Below are 17,729 nucleotides of genomic sequence, written 5' to 3'. Positions count from 1 at the left end.
CATGGCCTTCCTCGAAATCTCCGGTCTCAGAAAGCGTTTCGGCGCCGTCGACATTCTCAAGGGGATCGACCTCGAACTCGAAAAGGGCGGCTTTCTCGTGCTGGTCGGCCCGTCCGGCTGCGGCAAGTCGACCCTGCTTAACACCATTGCCGGGCTGGAGACGATCACCTCCGGCGATATCAGGATCGACGGGCGCGCCATCAACGGCCTGCACCCGTCCAAGCGCGACATCGCCATGGTCTTCCAATCCTATGCGCTCTATCCGAACATGACGGTGGCGGGCAATATCGCCTTCGGCATGGAGATCCGCGGCGTGCCGAAGGAAGAGCGCGCCAAGGCGATCAAGCAGGTCTCCGACATGCTGCAGATCGGCCATCTGCTCGACCGCAAGCCGTCGCAATTGTCCGGCGGCCAGCGCCAGCGCGTCGCCATGGGCCGGGCCTTGGTGCGCAATCCGCAGGTCTTCCTGTTCGACGAACCTTTGTCCAATCTCGACGCCAAGCTGCGCGTCGACATGCGCACCGAGATCAAGCGGCTGCATCAGCGCATGGGCACCACCTTCGTCTATGTCACCCACGACCAGATCGAGGCGATGACGCTGGCGACCAAGATCGCCGTGCTCAAAGACGGCGTGCTGCAGCAGTTCGGCACGCCGGCCGAGATCTATAACAGCCCCGCCAATCTCTTCGTCGCCGACTTCATGGGATCGCCGGCGATGAACCTGCTCAACGCCACCGTCGAGAATGGCGCCGGTGGACTGCAAGTCTCACTCGAGCGGCCGAATGGCGCCCCGCTCCGACTGCCGGTCGTCGCAGGCAACAACGGCCTGTCCTCCTATGCCGGCCGCCAAGTGATCTTCGGCATCCGCCCCGAAGCCTTGACCGACCCCGACGGCGCCGACCGCAAGGCGCGCTCGCTGACCGAGGACGATTGCCTGATCGAAGTCGTCGAACCGGCCGGCTCCGACACCTTCGCCGTCACCAAGCTCGGCGGCAAATCCGTCGTCGCCCGCCTGCGCGCCGATGCCGGCATCGCTCCCGGACAAAACACACGCCTCGCCTTCAATCTCGACAAGGCCGTGTTCTTCGATCCGCAGAGCCAGCTCAGGATTTCGTGACAGCCGTCAGGCGGCGGCCGTCACATTGAGGGTCACCGGGGGGAAGCGCGAGGAGACCGCTTCGACGGTGATCTCGCCGACCATCCCCGTCGCTTCCAGCCAGAAGCCCGCGGTGCCGCCCTGCAGCGGTACATTGGCCGGGCCGACGATCTTTGCGGGCCCATGCACCTTCAGCGAAATGCTGTCGTTCATGAAAGGCAGGCGCTGGCCGCACTGGTCGAGGGCGCGAATGATGACGCGGGTGCTGTCGCGTTCGCGCGCCCTCAGCGTGTGGCTGTCGGCGACGATTTCCAGCGTCGTCGGCAAGGGATCGGCGGCAAAGGTCAGGCTCGTCACCGGCTCGCCGCCGATATAGCCGGTCAAGGTGCCGTCGATCCATTCCAGACCCCAGGTGCCGAGTTCATCGGCGGTGAAGTGGCGATGATCGAGCACGACGGGCGGATGCGGCAGATGCGGATAGTTCTCGCGGTCCGGGCCGATGCGCTTGCTGAGCCCGCCATATTGCAGTTCCACCTCGTCGCAATTGGTCAGGATGATCAGCGGCAGCACGCCGCCGATATTGCGCTCGCCGCGAGCCCAGAAGGTCACCGGCTTCATGACGATCTCGTCGGACGGATCGCACTGGCTGATATAGGCATAGGCCGCGAATTTCGGCTCGCGGAACATGTCCATGACGCCGTGATAGCAGATGCGGTCGCCGGAGCCGAAATCCTTGTGGGTGTTGTAATCGAACATGCACCAGCCGATGGCGCCCGAGATATCGGGATCGCCATAGGCGGCATTCAGCACCTCCAGGTGACGGCGCACATGCTCGGCCTGGCGCTGTTCCTGGTCGTAGATTTTCGTCGGATGCATGTGGCCGTTGAACTCGGTGATGAGATACGGCACCTTCCGGGACAGACCGGTATTTTCCTCCTGGCCGCGCAACGCGGTGCGCGGGCGGTTGGCGCCCGGCAGTTCTTCGTTGCCGAGGATGAAGTCGTTCATCGTGTAGACGTCTTCGAGCAGTTCGCTCTCGGTGATATAACGCACGCCGCCGGTCTGGCGGGTGCTGTCGAGCTCACGGGCGAGGCGATTGGTCTCGACGTAGAAATCGTGACTATCCTGGGACTCGTTGATGCGCACGCCCCAGATGATGATCGAGGGATGGTTCCAGTCGCGCTCGATCATCCGGCGGACGTTTTCGATCGATTCCTTCTGCCAGTCGGCATCGCCGATATGCTGCCAGCCGGGGATTTCCTCGAAAACCAGCAGGCCGATGGCGTCGCAGCGGTCGAGGAACCATTTCGATTGCGGATAATGCGAGGTGCGAACGATATTGCACTTCAGCACCGTCTTCATGATGTCGGCGTCACGCTCCTGGGCGGAGCGGCCGGCGGCATAACCGACATAGGGGAAGGACTGGTGGCGGTTGAGGCCGCGCAGCTTCAGCGGCTTGCCGTTGAGAAGGAAACCTTCCGGAGTGAATTCAGCGGTGCGGAAGCCGAAGCGGGTGGAGATACGGTCGGAGCCGTGCTCGGTCCTGAGTTCGACGGTGACGTCGTAGAGGGTGGGATCGGTAATGTCCCAGAGCGTGATGCCGGTGAGGCCGCCGAAAGAAAGCCTGGTGCGGTCGCCGATCGTCTCGGTTGCTGCGGTGGCGATCACCGTACCGTCCGCCTGCTTCAGCGTGGCGGTGACGGTTGCCGAGAAGCTGCGGCCATCGGGGTTGGCGATATCGACACGGATGGTTGCCGATTTTTCCGGGGCAAGAACGTCTGCGGTTTCGATCTTGAGATTGCGGATCGAGACGGGGTCGGTGACCTTCAGCCAGACGTCGCGGTAGATGCCGGCATAAGTCAGATAATCGATGCGGCCGCCGAAGGGCGGGATCTCAGGGTTTTCGCTGCCGTCGATCTTGACCGTCACCAGGTTCTCGCCCTTGACGAGCTTGCCGGTGAGGCGAGCCTCGAAGGGGGTGTAGCCGTCCTTATGGGCGATGATCTCTTCGCCGTTGAGGTAGACGACGCTGTCGGCCATGGCGGCGTCGAAGACGAGCGACACCTCGCGGCCCTCGAATTCAGGCAGCCAGCGCAGCACTTTCTGATAGGTGAAGGCGCGCTGATAGCTCTTTTCGTCGAAATAGTTGAAAGGCAGTTCGACGGCGGTATGGGGCAGGCTGACCGACTTGGCGGCGTCGAAGCTTTCGAGCAGACGCTGTCCGAAGCCCTCATGGAAACTCCAGCCTTCGTTGAAGGAAACGACGGAACGCATCTCAGGCTCTCCCGATCACGGCATCAGGAGCGGTGCGGCGCTTTTCGGTGCGTGAAAATCGGGTCATGGTATTCCTCCTTGATGCAATTGATAGGTGAGCCTTAGAACATGCTGCCGAAAAGGCCAAGCCGGCCAGATCCTAGGCGGTAGAGCCCCAGCGGGCGGTGCAGGTGAGGGTGATGCTGTGCGGGCCTTCGATCTCGGCGTCATGGCGTTCGATCAGTTCGACGACGGCATCGATAAAGGCGACGTGGTCGAGGCTCAGCGTGGTGAGGTCGTTGCAATCCCAGGCGGCCATGGCGATGCCATCCTGGCCGACGATGGCGATATCGTCGGGCGTGTTTTTGCCGAGCACGCGGCGGGCCGCATCGCGTGCACCGATCGCCATGACGTCGTTGCCGCAGATGATGGCGTCGACCTTTTCGCGATGCAGCAGCAGTACGGCTTCCTTGAAGCCGGAATCATAGGAATAATCGCCAAAGGCCTGGGCTGCGAAGGACAGGCCGCGCTTGGCCAGCGGATCGGCAAACCATTTGCGCCTGAGCTTGTCGATCCAGCTGGAATTGGTGCCGGAGAGATAGGCAAAGCGCTTCTTGCCCTCGCGGACGATCTTGTCGATGATCTCGTCGGCGGCTGCGGATCCATCGATGCGGATCGAGGAGACGTTTTCGTTTTCGAGCGGCTCGAAGGAGACGATGATCGGCTTCGTCGTGTGGAAAATATCGACGGCATCCTGCATCGAGACCATGTCGGAAAAGACGACGACGTGATCGACCTGGTAGGTGGAGGCAAGCCGCATCAGCTGCAGCCGGTCGGAATGATCGGCGCAGCAGAGGATGATCGGCAGCAATTGCCGCGCCTGCAGGCGGTGGACGAGAAGCTGCTGCTCTTCGGCCTCGCACGGATTGCCGATCGCATTGACGACGAGGGCGACCAGCCGCGAACGCTGGTTGTTCAGCGAACGGGCGATGGCATTCGGCTGGTAGCCATGTTCACGCGCGACGGCGAGGATGCGGTCGCGCGTCGCGCTGCCGATGCGCGAATCCGGCGAGAAGGCGCGGGAAATGGTGGCGGAGGAGACGCCGGCGAGTTTCGCCAGTTCCTTCGAGGTGATCCGCCGTCTGTTCATTCCGCTCATCTGCGCCTATTGGGCGACGATCCTGACGGAGGCGCCGCCGGCCGCTGCCGATTCCTTGATTGCGTCCCATAGCCTAGCGAATCTGAGGCCCATTTCAACGGAGCCGGAGTTTTCCATTTTTCCCGCGCGAATGGCGAGGAAATTTTTCATCGGATTGCCGAGAATCTCGGCTTCCTCGCGCGGCTCGGCGTTGCGGCCGACGCTGACCTCGCGCCAGCCGCCCCACGCATCGATGCGCACGATCGCCTTTGAATAGAAGAAGGTGATGTGCGAGGCGCAGCCGGGAGGGCCTTCGCCGGCGGCCGTCAGCGTTGCCAGCGCGCCGTTCTTCAGCCGGGCGGAGACGGCGGTTGCTATATCCACCTTTTTGCCGTGATTGGCCATGTAGGCCGAAACGCTGTCGAAATCGGAATTGGCGAGCAGGCAGACGGTGTTCATCATATGGGCGCCGGTATCGAACATGAAGCCGCCGCCGGAGATCTCGGGCTGCTGCTTCCAATGGCCGTCGTAATTGGACGACCAGCTTTCCCAGATCATGCCCGATATGGCGATCAGCTCACCGAATTCGCCGGAAAGCGCCCGCCGGCGCGTGTCGAGCACCAGCGGCGACAGACCGCCCTGGAAGGCGGTGACGATGGTAACGCCGCTCTTCTTCTGCGCCGCGATCAGCCGCTCGGCCTCGGCGACCGTCGTCACCATCGGTTTTTCCAGGAAGAGGTCGAGACCGGCTTCGGCGACGGCAGTCGCCTACTCGGCATGGAAGGCATGCGGGGTGGAGATGTAGACGATGTCGAGTTCGTCCCGGCATTGGACGAGCATTTCGCGATAGTCCTCGAAGCTTCTCGGCTCGGCTGCGCCGGCGGCGAGGCAGACGTCGATCAGGCGCCGGCGCGAGGCCGCCGTGGTGTCCGCAAGCGCAGCGAATTCGATCTCCGGCATCCCAGCCCAGCTCTCGGCATATTCCGCCGCCTTCAGCCCGGCGCCGATGACGCCGAGGCGCAATTTCTCAGCCATGAAAATTTCCTCCCTGAATGTTTGTGTACACGATTACACAGGCAACATGCGAATGGCAATATTTGGATATCCCAGTAATATCAGTAAATTGAAGTCGATGTTCGAATCTTTTCAAAACCCGACTTGCCAGTTACGGGAATGCGTGTACATTTTCGCAGCCGGTGCTGGAGGGCACCGTGTCTGCAAAAAAAGGGAGGACTTCCGTTGAAGAAGACAGTTCTTGGTGGCCTGTGCGCCATTCTGCTGAGCGCGGTTTCGACGCTGGCGCAGGCTGAAACAATTCGAATTGCCAATCACGGCCAGGCCGGCATCGATGCGATGAAGTCGACGGTCGAGCGGATCGAAAAGAAATACGGCGTGACCGTCGAGGTCATCGAATATCCGGCGCCCGACAAGGATTACCTGACCAAACTGCTGACGGAACTCGGAGCCGGCAACGCGCCCGATCTGTTCTCCATCCCGACGACGGCTGCCGTCGCCGACATGGTGGAAGCCGGCTACCTCACGCCTATCACCAAGGAGTTCAAGGCCTGGGAGGGTTATGCCAACCTCTATAACGTCGCCAAGGAGCTTGCCGTCAGTCCGGATGGCGAGACCTATGTGATGCCGTTCATGCTCGGCATTCAGGAAATCTATTATCGCAAGGACGTACTCGAAAAGGGCGGCATCTCCACCGAGCAGCCGAAGACCTGGCAGGAGCTTCTCGACCGTGCGGCCGAGATCAAGCAGAAGACCGGCGCCTACGGCCTGCTCTTCCCGGCCGGCGTCTCCTGGGGAAGCGGTGCCTTCGACGAGGGCTTCCAGCACCTGCTCGTCGGCTCCAAGACGCCGCAGCTGGTCGATGCCGACGGCAAGCTCGATCTCAACGGCGAGGGCATCAAGGATGTCTTCAACGTCTACAAGGAGCTGATCGACAAGGATCTGATGCCGACGCAGCCGCTGCTCGGGCCGGAGCCCTGGGTCGTGCCGAAATACCAGATGTTCCCGGAAGGCAAGCTCGCCGCGACCAGCTGCGGCTCCTGGTGCTATATTTTCGACTGGGGCCGCGAGAGCAAGAACCCGATCCCCGAAGTGACAAAGGTTGTGGGAACCTGGACAGTTCCGGGCCAGAGCACCGGTCAGTATGTGCTCGCCAACCTTGCCGCGCCGTGGGCCGTCAATTCCAAATCGCCCAATACCGAACTCGCGATCAAGGCGCTGATGGAGATCGGCTCGATCGAGACGCAGGTTTCCTACGCCGCCCGCATCGGCAACATCCCCGCCAGCAAGGATGCGGCCGACAATGCCGACTTCCAGAAACTGACGGAGCCGGTTCCGATCCATGCGGCGGCCGGAAACGGCGTGTTCCTCAAGCAGGCCTCCGGTTTCGGCACGGTTTCGGAAGGCGTGGCGCGGGCGACGGAAGCGCTGCTGCGCAAGGAAACCGATGCCGCCGGCGCCCAGAAGATCCTGGTCGACTACGTCAAGGAAACGCTCGGCGACGACATGGTGAAGTAAGCCTCGGCTTGCTTTCCCCGCGAACGGGGACGCGGCGCCAAGGCCCCGCGTCTTCCCGTCCTTGTTTGATGAGCCGGTTCATTCGTCAGGTTGCGAGCTTCCATGGCCAGAAACTCTCATGAAAAGCGCGCCGAGCGGCAATGGCTGCTGATCCTGCTGCCCTCGCTCGTGCTGCTTCTGGCCTTCGTCATCTATCCGGCCATCTATTCCATCTATCTGAGCTTCACCAACGAGGCGCTGACCGGGGCGGCGGCCCTCCGGCCGCGTTTCGTCGGTTTCCGGAATTATGCCAGGCTGTTCAACGACGCGAAGTTCTGGAATTCGCTGTTCGTCACCTTCGTCTTCGTCATCGGTTCCGCGGTGATCGGCCAGTTCGTGCTCGGCCTGATCTCGGCAATCGCGCTGCGCCGGCCGATCCGTTTCCGGCGTGTGTTCTCATCGATCATCCTGCTGCCCAATGCCGCGCCCGAGGTCGTCGCCGGCTTCATGTGGATCTCGATGCTGGCGGGCGGCGACAATGCCACGCTCAGCCGCATCGTCAGCTTCTTCGGCGTCACACCGGCCGACTGGCTGCAGGTCTTCGCGCTGTCGATGATCATCATCGTCAACACCTGGCGCGGCATCGCCACGGCGATGATCCTGCTGACGGCGGGTCTCAGCACCATACCGGCTGAGATTTACGAGGCGGCGCGCATGGACGGCGCCACGCCATCGCAGATGTTTCGCCGCATCACCCTGCCGCTGATGATGCCGACGATCCTGCTTTACATGTTGATCTCGGCCGTCTCGACCATCGCCGTCTTCGGTCTCGTCTATGCGCTGACACGCGGCGGGCCGGGCGGCGCGACCGAGGTCGTCAGCATTTATATCTACAATCAGTCCTTCACGGCGTTCCAGCTCGGCTACGGCGCCGCGGTCGCAGTCGTCGCGCTCGTCATCTCGCTGATATTGGGCATCGGCTATGTCCGAGCCATGAAGGTGGAGGTCTGACATGGCCGTCGTTTCCCCGAGCGAGACCGCCAACAAGAGCCGTTCCGACCTGATCGCCTATGCGACGCTGTCGCTAATGTCGATTTTCTGCGCCGTACCCTTCTTCTGGGTGCTGCTTGCCTCTTTCGACGGCAATGCCCAGCTCTTCCTGCATTGGCCGCAGCAATGGACCTTCGCCAATTATGTCAGAGTCTTCACCAAGGAAGACGGGGCGAAGTGGCTGTTCAACTCGCTCTTCGTCGTCGGCAGCGCCACGCTGCTCGTCATGGTGCTGGCGGGGCTCGGCGGTTACGCCTTGTCGCGCACCCGCGCCTGGTGGAAGCTGCCCTTCCTCTATGCGATCCTGCTCATCCGCGTGCTGCCGCCGACGGCGCTCGTCGTGCCGCTCTACAAATTCCTGCTGACGCTGAACAATGCCGAAGCGGCGATGCTCAGGCCGATCTTCGGCAGCTATGCCCGCGGCATCATGCGCTGGACTGGCTTCATCGACGGTTATCTCGGGCTGATCCTGGTGCTGGCGACGATGCAATTGCCGCTGGCGCTCTGGATCATGAAGACCTTCTTCGACGGGCTGCCGAGAGACTATGAAGAGGCGGCGCTGATGGACGGGGCGACGCTGATTCAGCGCATCCGCCGGGTGCTGATCCCGCTGGCGCTGCCGGGGCTTGCTGCCGCCGGGCTGTTCGCTTTCATGTCGGCCTGGGGCGATTTCCTGCTGCCGCTGATCTTCCTGTCGTCGCCGGAGCTGCAGACGCTGCCGCTCGGCCTCTTCCGCGCTTTTCTCCGCATCAACGAGATCGACTACGGCCTGCTGACTGCGCTGGCCTTCATCTATCTGCTGCCGGCCGTCGTCGCCTTCGGCTTTGCGCGGCGCTTCCTCGTCCAGACATTTTCGGGCGGCGTCAAGGGCTGAGATCAAGAGGAGAAACGGATGATCAATCTCAGAAACGTTCGCAAGTTCTACGGCGCGCTCGAGGTCATCAAGGGCGTCGATATCACCGTTGAGGACGGGGAATTCGCCGTCTTCGTCGGTCCGTCCGGCTGCGGCAAGTCGACGCTGCTGCGCATGATCGCCGGCCTCGAAGGCATCGACGAAGGCGATCTCGTCCTCGACGGCAAGCGCATCAACGACGTGCCGCCCGACAAGCGCGGCATCGCCATGGTGTTCCAGTCCTATGCGCTCTATCCGCATATGACCGTTGCCGAAAACATCGGCTTTTCCCTCAGCCTGAAAAAGGTGCCGGAGGCGGAAATTCGCCGGCAGGTGGAAGGCGTCGCCGAGATCCTGCAGCTCACCGACTATCTTGACCGCCGCCCGGCCGCCCTTTCCGGCGGCCAGCGCCAGCGGGTGGCGATCGGCCGCGCCATCATCAAGAAGCCGTCGCTGATCCTGTTCGACGAGCCACTCTCGAACCTCGATTCGGCGCTGCGCGTGCAAATGCGCGCCGAGCTGCAGCGCCTGCACCGCGAGCTGAAGGCGACCGTCGTCTACGTCACCCACGATCAGGTGGAGGCGATGACGATGGCCGACCGCATCGTCGTGCTGAACAAGGGCCTGGTGGCACAGGAGGGCGCGCCGATGTCGCTCTACCATCAGCCGCAGAATGAATTCGTCGCGACCTTCATCGGCTCGCCGAAGATGAACGTCATCCCGGTCACCGCGACGCGGGCCTCTGTGGGTGCGCTGCATCTCGACAGTCCGATCGGGCTGTCGCTCGATCTTGCCGATGCCAATGGCTCGGTGCCGCAGGGCGAGGCCAAACTCGGCATCCGGCCGGAGCATCTGAAGATCGCGCCGGAAGGGAAGGGCCATTTCACGGCAGAAGTCGTCATCGTCGAGCGGCTCGGCGTCGAGACCTACATGACCGTCGGCTCCGGGCAGCAGCCGATCGTCGTGCGTGCCGAGGGCGATATCGCTGTGCGGCCGGGCGACCGCGTGTCGCTGACCGCCGATCCCGCCGCCTGCCATCTATTCGATTCCGCCGGCCGGGTGATCCGTCCGGCAACCGCCTGACCGCAAACATCGAGGAATGCCATGACAATCAAGGTCACCATCTGGAACGAGGGACGCCACGAGCAGCTCCATAAGGAGGTCCAGGAGATCTATCCCGATCGCATCGACGGCGCGATCGCTGCCGGCATCGCCAATCCGGATTTCGAAATCCGCCGCGGCACGCTCGACGATCCCGATGAAGGCCTGCCGGACAGCGTGCTCGATGATACCGACGTGCTGCTCTGGTGGGGGCACATGGCGCATGAGGAGGTCAGCGACGGGCTGATCGAGCGCGTGCAGCAGCGCGTGCTGAAGGGCATGGGCCTGCTGGTGCTGCATTCCGGCCATCATTCCAAACTCTTCCGCAGGCTGATGGGGACCAATGCCAATCTTTCCTGGCGCGAGACGCCGGATGGAGACCTGGAGCGGGTCTGGGTGGTCAATCCCTCACATCCGATCGCCGAGGGACTGCCGCCCTATTTCGAGGTCAATGCCTCGGAAATGTATGGCGAGCCTTTCGACATCCCCCAGCCGGACGAGCTGGTGTTCATCTCCTGGTATTCCGGTGGCGAAGTGTTCCGCAGCGGCTGCACCTTCCAGCGCGGACGGGGGCGGATATTCTTCTTCAGCCCCGGCCACGAGACCTATCCGATCTATCACGACAAGACCGTGCACAAAGTGATCTCGAACGGCATCCGCTGGGCGCGGCAGAAACACACCGATGGCCGCATCCTGGAAAACTGGCACCGCGCCGAGCCGCTGCATGGCAGGCCGGACGGGGTGAAGGCCTGATCTTATGCCACGGGCCGGCGCCGGCAGAGCGCCGGTACCTACGGATATTGGGCGCCGTTGGTCTTCGTATAGATCGAATAGACCGAGCGCGTCGCGGTGATGAACAGCCGGTTCTTCTTGGGGCCGCCGAAGGTGAGGTTGGACACCGTCTGCGGCACCCTGATCTTGCCGAGCAGGGTGCCGTCCGGCGAAAAGCAGTGCACGCCGTCGGACGCACTTGTCCAGAGGTTGCCGCTGACATCGAAGCGGAAACCGTCAGGATTGCCGACGTCGAGGCTGCAGAAATAGCGGCTGTTTGCGAGCTTCCTGCCGTCGACGACGTCGAAAACTCTTATATGGCGCGGCACTTCATGTTTTGCCGAGCCGGAATCGGCAATGTAGAGCTTCGTCTCGTCGGGCGAAAAGGCAAGGCCGTTCGGCTGGATAAAATCGTCGATGACGGCCTCGATCGCGCCGCTTGCGGGATCGATTCGGTAGACGTTGCGGGTCGGCTGCTCGGGCTCGGCCCTGTGGCCTTCGTAATCCGACAGGATGCCGTAGGTCGGATCGGTGAACCAGATCCCGCCGTCGGAATGCACGACGACATCGTTCGGCGAGTTCAGCCGCTTGCCCCTGTAGCTGTGGGCGAGAACGGTGATGGTGCCGTCCGGCTCTGTGCGGGTGACGCGGCGGCCGCCATGTTCGCAGGAGACCAGCCGGCCCTGCCGGTCGCGGGTATTGCCGTTGACGTAGTTGGAGGGCGAGCGAAAGACGGAGACCGTACCATCCGGCGTCCAGCGCATAATGCGTTCGTTCGGAATATCGCTCCAGAGAAGGCAGTTCAGGTCGGAAAACCAGACCGGGCCTTCCGTCCAGCGGCAGCCGGAATAGAGTTCTTCGAGCGCGGCGCTGCCGATGACCAGAGCGCTAAAACGTTCATCGCGGATGTCATAAAGCGGATTGTCGGCCACGCCAGTTTCTCCCTGAATGCTGCCGCATCTTCCTAGCGGCAAATCCTGGGAGGTGCCAGAGCCCGGCATGGAAATGCCGGGCTCCCGACCTATCAGAGTGCCGCCACCGGATGCGGCGAGCCGTCATAGGCACCCCAGATTGACTGGTCGAAGCAGATGACTGAGCCGGTCATCAGGCCGGATTCGGCCGACGACAGGTAGGCGCAGGCGCGCGCCACCTCATGCGGATCGACGAGGCGGCCGAAGGGCTGGCCTGCCGCCGCCTTCTCCAGCCAGTCGGCGGGGGCGTCGTGATATTCGCGCTGGATGCGATCCTCGCCTTCGGAGGCCATCCAGCCGATGTTGAGGCCGTTGACGCGGATGCGGTTGCGCAGCAGCGCGTAAGCTGTGTTCTTCGTCAGCGTTTCCAACGCCCCCTTGGAGGCGCAATAGGCGGCGATGAACGGCTGGCCTGCCTTGGCCGACATCGAGCCGATGTTGACGATGGTGCCCTCGGTCTTTTCGCGGCGCATGACCTTCACCGCCTCCTGCATCAGGAAGAACGGTGCGCGCACGTTGACGGCGAACATGGCGTCGAAGAGTTCAGGGCTGGTGTCGAGGATGGTGCCGCGATCGGTGATGGCAGCGGCATTGACCAGCGCGTCGACCCGGCCGAAGGCCTCGTCGCAGGCGTGGACGACATTTCTGGCGTCCTCGACCTTGCCGAGGTCGGCCCTGACGTAGACGACCTTCACGCCGGTCGCGGCCGAAATCTCATTGGCCTTCGCCTGGCCCTTGGCTTCGTTGCGGCCGCAAATGACGATACCTTCGGCACCGCGTTCGGCGAAGAGACGGGCGATGGTGGCGCCCAACCCCTGCGTGCCGCCGGTGACGATGGCGATCTTGCCGTCGAGGCGGCCGTGATCCGTGCTCATGTGGTTCCTCCTTGGTGGTGATATGCGAATGGCCTCCCGCGGGTGCGGGAGGCGCGGTTATGTCAGTGCGAGCGGCCCCCTCATCCGCCTGCCGGCACCTTCTCCCCGATGGGTAGAAGGGATATGCCGCGCCGTCTCTATTCCCCCCTTCTACCCATCGGGGAGAAGGTGCCCGTAGGGCGGATGAGGGGGCTTCAATCTCCAAGCTCAGCTCAGCTTCTTCTCAGCCTGCTCGGCAAGCGCTGCCGCAAAGGCTTCGTCGCTCCAGCCTTCCTTCAATGCCTCGTGCATCAGCTGCGCCTGCGTCTTCGGCGCCAGGCCACCGAGCGGCGGGTCGCGGTCGAGATTGGTCGGGAAGGAATAGCCTTCGGCGCAGGCGGCGACGGCGTTGGCGATCGCATCGGGCGACAGCCTGTCCTGCAAGGTCTTCAGGGCGGGAAAGAGTCTGGCGCTCATCCTCTCGCGATTGATGGTTTCCATCGCCCGGCCGAAGGCGGAGGAGACCTGCAACAGGTTGGCGACGCGCTTGATATCGGCCGAGCGGTTGGTGCCGGCGGCGTGGAAGAGGGCGGGATTGAAGAAGACGACGTCGCCTTTTTCGAGCGGCAGCTGGACGTGGTTGGCCTCGAAATAATCCCGGAATTCCTGGCGCTTGAGCGCGAGATAGCCCGGCACATAGGTCTGGCTGTGCGGCAGGAAGAGCGTCGGGCCGCTTTCGAGCGGCATGTCGCAATGGGCGACCGCACCCTGCAGCGTCAGCACCGGCGAAAGCCGGTGCACATGCACCGGAAACTGCTCGATCACCGCAGACGATTGGAAGCCGAGATGATAGTCGCGATGGGCCGACTGCGCCGCGCCGCCCGGATTGACGCGGTTGACCTGGGCGGTCATCTGGTAGCTCGGGCCGAGCCAGGCTTGGCTTGCCAGTGCGACGATGGCATTGCCGTAATATTCAACGAAGTTCGCAGGATCGGCGAGGCAATGTTTCTCCAGCGAATTCCAGATGCGGTCGTTGGCGCCGGGCTTGGCGAAGTGATCGCCGCCGCCGCTTGAGGTTCGGTGCTGCTCCTCGATGATCTGATCGAAGACCTCGCTGGCGCGGTCGATGATGCCTGTATGCTCGTACGCATGCTTGAAGACGGCGACGCCGGGACCGTCGCCGAAGGCCTCTGAGATTTCGGCCAGCACGGCGCGCCGGCCCTCCGGCGTTGCGGCCGCCGCCGTCACCTTGCGGCTGTCATAGATCAGCACGTTTTTTTCGACGGCAGAGGCCGTGGGGTAATCGGCAAGCGCGGTGGTCTTTTCCGCCAGGCGGCGAAAATCCTCGAGATCGCAGCTGTCTTCGCTGAGCCAGACACGGTCGGCGCGCAATTTCTGCTGATTGTCGGTTTTCATGATGGCTCCTCCTCTTTCGATGAAGGCACTATACGCCGCGCTGCCGGGTGATATAGATCAGGAATCCATCAAAAAACCATCAAACGGAATCCATGGCCCATCTCTTCCTCGTCAAGGACATCGCCTTCCAGGCTGGATTGAGCACCGCAACCGTCGACCGCGTGCTGAACGGACGGCCGGGTGTGCGCCAGCAGACGGAGATGCGGGTGAAGGCGGCGATCGCGGAGCTCGAAAAGCAGCAGGCCGGGGCGGTGGCGAGCGGGCGCATGCTGGCGATCGACATCGTCATGGAGACACCCCAGCGTTTCAGCGATGCGGTGCGCGCCGCCTTCGAGGCGGAGATGGCGGCCTTCCTGCCCGGCATCTTCCGATGCCGGTTCCATTTCGCCGAGGTGATGAAGCCGGCCGAGATGGTGCAGCTTCTCGACCGCATCCGGCTGCGCGGCACACACGGCATCGTGCTGAAGGCGCCTGACGTTGCCGAGGTGGCCGCTGCCGTTGCGCGGGCGGATGCGGCCGGCATTCCGGTGGTGACACTGGTGACTGACCTGCCGAATTCGGCGCGCATCGCCTATGCCGGCGCCGACAACCGGGCGGCGGGCGAGACCGCCGCCTATCTCATCGGCGAAGTCCTTGCGAGCGGTGGCGGCGGCAAGGTGCTGGTTACGCTGTCGAGCGGGCGGTTTCGTGGCGAGGAGGAGCGCGAGATCGGCTTTCGCCGCATCATCCGCGCCGATTATCCCGGGATCGGCATCACCGAAATCAGCGAGGGCCACGGCACCGATACGGCGACGGGAACGCTTGCGGCGGCTGCCCTTGCCGCCGATCCCACCGTCAATGCCGTCTATTCGATCGGTGGCGGCAACCGGGCTGTGCTGGCAGCCTTCGATGCGGCCAGACGCCCGGTCCACGCCTTCGTCGCCCATGATCTCGACGTCGACAACCGCGCCCTGCTTGCCGCCCGCCGGATCGGCTTCGTGCTGCACCATGATCTCAGGACCGATGCGCGTTCGGCCTTCAGGGCGATCATGGGCCGAGCGACGTCACCGGGTCGGGCGGTTCCGGCCTCGCTCTCATCGGTCGAAATCGTCACGCCTTACAACATGCCCGTCGGCGATTGAGCCAATTGGCTTCCTTCGATGCCGAATTCGGACTACAGCTTGGGCGAGAGTGAAGGTGAGCGGCATGGATTATAGCGACGTCAGCACAATTGCAGCCTGGATCACGGAGCAGGGACTGAAGGGCGCCTCGGAAGCCGAGCTCATGACCGGTTTCTGTGCGGCCTGTCGCAATGCCGGGCTGCCGCTCGACCGCGGCTTGGCGCTGATGGATACGCTGCACCCGGTGCATGAGGGCCGCGCCTTCCGCTGGGACAGCGAGGAGGAGATCGAGACCGAGTTCGAATATGGCTCGACGAGCTCCGGGGAAGCCGCGGCGAACTGGCAGCGCTCGGCCTTTTATTATCTTTGGGCCAATAATGAACGGGAGATACGCCGACGTCTCGGCTTTGGTGATCCGATCGATTTCAGCCTGCTCGATACGATTGCTGAAGCCGGCCACACGGATTTCGTGGCGATGGTCCATCGTTTCAGCGAGGCTGGAACGATCGGCGAAATGGATTGTTTCTTCTCGCATTTCGCGACCAAACATCCCGAGGGTTTTTCCGATCACGACCTCGCCATCCTGCGCAAGCTGGTGCCGGTGCTGGGACTGGCGATCAAGTGCATCGGGCTCGGGCGCATCGCCCGCACCATCGCCGAAGTCTATCTCGGCGAGGACGCGGCGCGTCAGGTCATGGAGGGCAAGATCAGCCGCGGCAAATCGGAGCGGATTTCCGCCGCACTCTGGTTTTCGGATCTGTTGAACTACACCAAGATCTCCGACAGCGTACCGCCGGAAGAAATCATCCCCTTGCTCAACGACTATAGCGAGGCGGTGATCACGGCGATCCACGAATCCGGCGGCAATGTGCTGAAGCTGATCGGCGACGGCGTGCTGGCGATCTTCAAGGGCGAGGTGCCGGCGGAGACCTGTCGTGCGGCGCTCCACGCCGAAGCGCTTCTGCGGGAAAAGCTCGCCAAGCTGAACGCCGAACGCAACGCCGACGACCGGCCAACGACGGATGTCTATATCGGCTTGCATATCGGCGACGTCTTTTACGGCAATATCGGCAGTCAGGACCGGCTGGACTTCACGGTCATCGGCCCTGCCGTCAACGAGGTCAGCCGCATCGCTTCGATGTGCCGATCAGTGGATCTCAATCTTTTGATCTCCTCCGATTTCGCCACAGCGATACCGGAGGCACAGCGCGCCGCACTTGCCTGTGTCGGACGTTATGCGTTGCGCGGCGTGCAGCGCGCGCAGGAACTCTATACGCTCGATAACGCCCGGCTGAACGCCTGATTGTCGCAGGACGCAGGCCTATCGCAGCAGTCCCTGGCCGCCGTCGATCCAGATCGGCGTGCCGGTGATATGTCGAGCCCGGTCTGAGGCGAGGAAGAGAATGGTTTCGGCGACATCCTCGCTCTTGCCCGCCTTGCCGCCGGCGATCGGGATATCTCCCTGCGGCCAGATGACCGGCACCTCGGTCTCCTCGCGATGGCGGCTATTGGTGTTGGCGCCGATATTGGTCTCGATCTCGCCGGGGCAGACGGCATTGACGCGGATGCCGTGCCGGCCGAGTTCCAGCGCCAGCTGCTGAACCATGGCGACCTGGCCTGCCTTGGTTGCGGTATAGGCGGTGGCGCCCGGCGTCGTGAATGTCCGGGTGCCGTTGATCGAGGAGACGACGACGATCGAGCCGCCATTCCTCTTCAGATGCGGGACCGTCAGATGCAAGGTCAGATAGGTGCCGCGCAGATTGACGGCGATGGTCTTGTCCCATTCATCCGGCTTCAGATCGTCGATCGGCGCCCAGACGCCGTTGATGCCGGCATTGGCGACAACGATGTCGATGCCGTGGAACGCATCGGTCAGCTGCTCCACGGCTCTGCGCATCTGCGCCTCGTCGCTGGTGTCGGCGATCAGCGCGATCGATTCGCCGCCCGCCGCCTTGATCTCGGTGCACGTCTTTTCCACCTCGTCGGCGGTGCGGCTCAGCACGGCGACCCTCGCGCCTTCCGCGGCGAGCCTGAAAGCAGCCGCTTTGCCGATGCCGGACCCGGCGCCGGTCACCAATGCGATCTTTCCCTTCAGCTCCATGGGCGCCCTCCTTGCCATTGTAAGCCAATGTTCCGCTCGGCTCTTGGTTCCGGAAGGAAAGGCCGGTGGCGCTATCTGAGAAGATTATACCGAAGCGCCCATTTCTCCGGCCCGTGGACGGCGGCAAAGAGCAGGCCGGCGAGGAAGGTGAAGTGATCCACGAAGAAGCCGAATTCGGCCTGGTTCTGCTGCCAATGGGATGGCCCGTGGAAGGCAAAGGCAAGGAAGATCACGTAGATGCCCGCCAGCAGGCTGGCCTCGGTGAAGAAGGCCCCGGTTATGAAAGCGAGCGCCAGGGCGATCTCGAAGAAGGCCGCGACCCAGGCAAGGAATGTCGCCATCGGAAAACCGGCAGCGGCGATGTAACCCGCCGTCGCGCCGATATCGGCGAATTTGAAGCCGGCGGCCATGAAGAAGATGAAGCTGAAAATGATGCGGGCGACGATGATTGCGATTGCTCTGGCCATCGTAAGAT

At 62.9% G+C, this 17,729-nt stretch carries 15 protein-coding genes and 1 pseudogene; 8 read left to right on the top strand and 8 right to left on the bottom strand.

What is annotated here, in order from left to right:
• The first annotated feature begins 1 nt into the window (after window position 1).
• Complete coding sequence (locus CO657_RS17915) at window positions 2–1,117, top strand: ABC transporter ATP-binding protein (RefSeq protein ID WP_128715568.1); 1,116 nt, start codon at window positions 2–4, stop codon at window positions 1,115–1,117.
• A 6-nt stretch (window positions 1,118–1,123) separates the two neighbouring features.
• Here CO657_RS17915 and CO657_RS17910 read toward each other — a convergent pair whose 3' ends face one another.
• From CO657_RS17910 to CO657_RS17900, 3 genes and pseudogenes are all read right to left on the bottom strand, one after another.
• Window positions 1,124–3,370 (bottom strand): glycoside hydrolase family 2 protein, encoded by a 2,247-nt coding sequence (locus tag CO657_RS17910; RefSeq protein ID WP_054184136.1) that lies wholly within the window; start codon window positions 3,368–3,370, stop codon window positions 1,124–1,126.
• Window positions 3,371–3,509: 139 nt separating this feature from the next.
• Window positions 3,510–4,508 (bottom strand): LacI family DNA-binding transcriptional regulator, encoded by a 999-nt coding sequence (locus CO657_RS17905; RefSeq protein ID WP_054184137.1) that lies wholly within the window; start codon window positions 4,506–4,508, stop codon window positions 3,510–3,512.
• 6 nt (window positions 4,509–4,514) lie between these two features.
• A pseudogene (locus CO657_RS17900) lies at window positions 4,515–5,522 on the bottom strand (Gfo/Idh/MocA family protein).
• Between the two features lie 204 nt (window positions 5,523–5,726).
• Between CO657_RS17900 and CO657_RS17895 the strand changes: the two are divergent.
• The 5 genes from CO657_RS17895 to CO657_RS17875 all read left to right on the top strand — a co-directional run bounded on the left by CO657_RS17895 (window position 5,727) and on the right by CO657_RS17875 (window position 10,794).
• On the top strand, window positions 5,727–7,019 hold the full coding sequence (locus CO657_RS17895) for an ABC transporter substrate-binding protein (RefSeq protein WP_054184138.1): 1,293 nt from the start codon (window positions 5,727–5,729) through the stop codon (window positions 7,017–7,019).
• Window positions 7,020–7,121: 102 nt separating this feature from the next.
• Window positions 7,122–8,009 (top strand): carbohydrate ABC transporter permease, encoded by an 888-nt coding sequence (locus tag CO657_RS17890; protein WP_054184139.1) that lies wholly within the window; start codon window positions 7,122–7,124, stop codon window positions 8,007–8,009.
• 1 nt (window position 8,010) lies between these two features.
• The gene (locus CO657_RS17885; protein ID WP_054184140.1) at window positions 8,011–8,922 is read left to right on the top strand and encodes a carbohydrate ABC transporter permease; all 912 of its coding nucleotides are present in this window, start codon (window positions 8,011–8,013) and stop codon (window positions 8,920–8,922) included.
• 18 nt (window positions 8,923–8,940) lie between these two features.
• Window positions 8,941–10,023 (top strand): ABC transporter ATP-binding protein, encoded by a 1,083-nt coding sequence (locus CO657_RS17880; protein WP_054184141.1) that lies wholly within the window; start codon window positions 8,941–8,943, stop codon window positions 10,021–10,023.
• 21 nt (window positions 10,024–10,044) lie between these two features.
• Window positions 10,045–10,794 (top strand): ThuA domain-containing protein, encoded by a 750-nt coding sequence (locus tag CO657_RS17875; RefSeq protein WP_054184142.1) that lies wholly within the window; start codon window positions 10,045–10,047, stop codon window positions 10,792–10,794.
• A 38-nt stretch (window positions 10,795–10,832) separates the two neighbouring features.
• Here the strand turns inward: CO657_RS17875 and CO657_RS17870 are convergent, their stop codons facing one another.
• The 3 genes from CO657_RS17870 to CO657_RS17860 all read right to left on the bottom strand — a co-directional run bounded on the left by CO657_RS17870 (window position 10,833) and on the right by CO657_RS17860 (window position 14,053).
• Entirely contained in the window at window positions 10,833–11,744 is a 912-nt protein-coding gene (locus tag CO657_RS17870) for an SMP-30/gluconolactonase/LRE family protein (RefSeq protein WP_054184143.1), read from the bottom strand.
• Window positions 11,745–11,836: 92 nt separating this feature from the next.
• Complete coding sequence (locus CO657_RS17865) at window positions 11,837–12,658, bottom strand: SDR family oxidoreductase (protein ID WP_054184144.1); 822 nt, start codon at window positions 12,656–12,658, stop codon at window positions 11,837–11,839.
• 207 nt (window positions 12,659–12,865) lie between these two features.
• The gene (locus CO657_RS17860) at window positions 12,866–14,053 is read right to left on the bottom strand and encodes a phytanoyl-CoA dioxygenase family protein (protein WP_054184145.1); all 1,188 of its coding nucleotides are present in this window, start codon (window positions 14,051–14,053) and stop codon (window positions 12,866–12,868) included.
• 92 nt (window positions 14,054–14,145) lie between these two features.
• Here CO657_RS17860 and CO657_RS17855 point away from each other — a divergent pair, with 92 nt between their 5' ends.
• Together CO657_RS17855 and CO657_RS17850 are read left to right on the top strand one after the other, a co-directional pair.
• Window positions 14,146–15,174 carry a LacI family DNA-binding transcriptional regulator gene (locus CO657_RS17855; RefSeq protein WP_054184146.1) on the top strand — a complete coding sequence of 343 codons (1,029 nt, stop codon included), beginning with the start codon at window positions 14,146–14,148 and terminating at the stop codon, window positions 15,172–15,174.
• 64 nt (window positions 15,175–15,238) lie between these two features.
• The gene (locus tag CO657_RS17850; protein WP_003590104.1) at window positions 15,239–16,456 is read left to right on the top strand and encodes an adenylate/guanylate cyclase domain-containing protein; all 1,218 of its coding nucleotides are present in this window, start codon (window positions 15,239–15,241) and stop codon (window positions 16,454–16,456) included.
• Window positions 16,457–16,474: 18 nt separating this feature from the next.
• Here the strand turns inward: CO657_RS17850 and CO657_RS17845 are convergent, their stop codons facing one another.
• Both CO657_RS17845 and CO657_RS17840 read right to left on the bottom strand, forming a co-directional pair.
• On the bottom strand, window positions 16,475–17,254 hold the full coding sequence (locus CO657_RS17845) for an SDR family oxidoreductase (protein WP_054184147.1): 780 nt from the start codon (window positions 17,252–17,254) through the stop codon (window positions 16,475–16,477).
• Window positions 17,255–17,325: 71 nt separating this feature from the next.
• A complete protein-coding gene (locus CO657_RS17840) occupies window positions 17,326–17,721 on the bottom strand; it encodes a DoxX family protein (protein WP_012559051.1) in 396 nt (131 codons plus the stop codon).
• Between the last annotated feature and the right edge of the window lie 8 nt (window positions 17,722–17,729).

Origin of the sequence: Rhizobium acidisoli, assembly GCF_002531755.2 — a bacterium.
Taxonomy (GTDB): Bacteria; Pseudomonadota; Alphaproteobacteria; order Rhizobiales; family Rhizobiaceae; genus Rhizobium; species Rhizobium acidisoli.
This window is presented reverse-complemented; position numbering and strand designations above follow the sequence as displayed.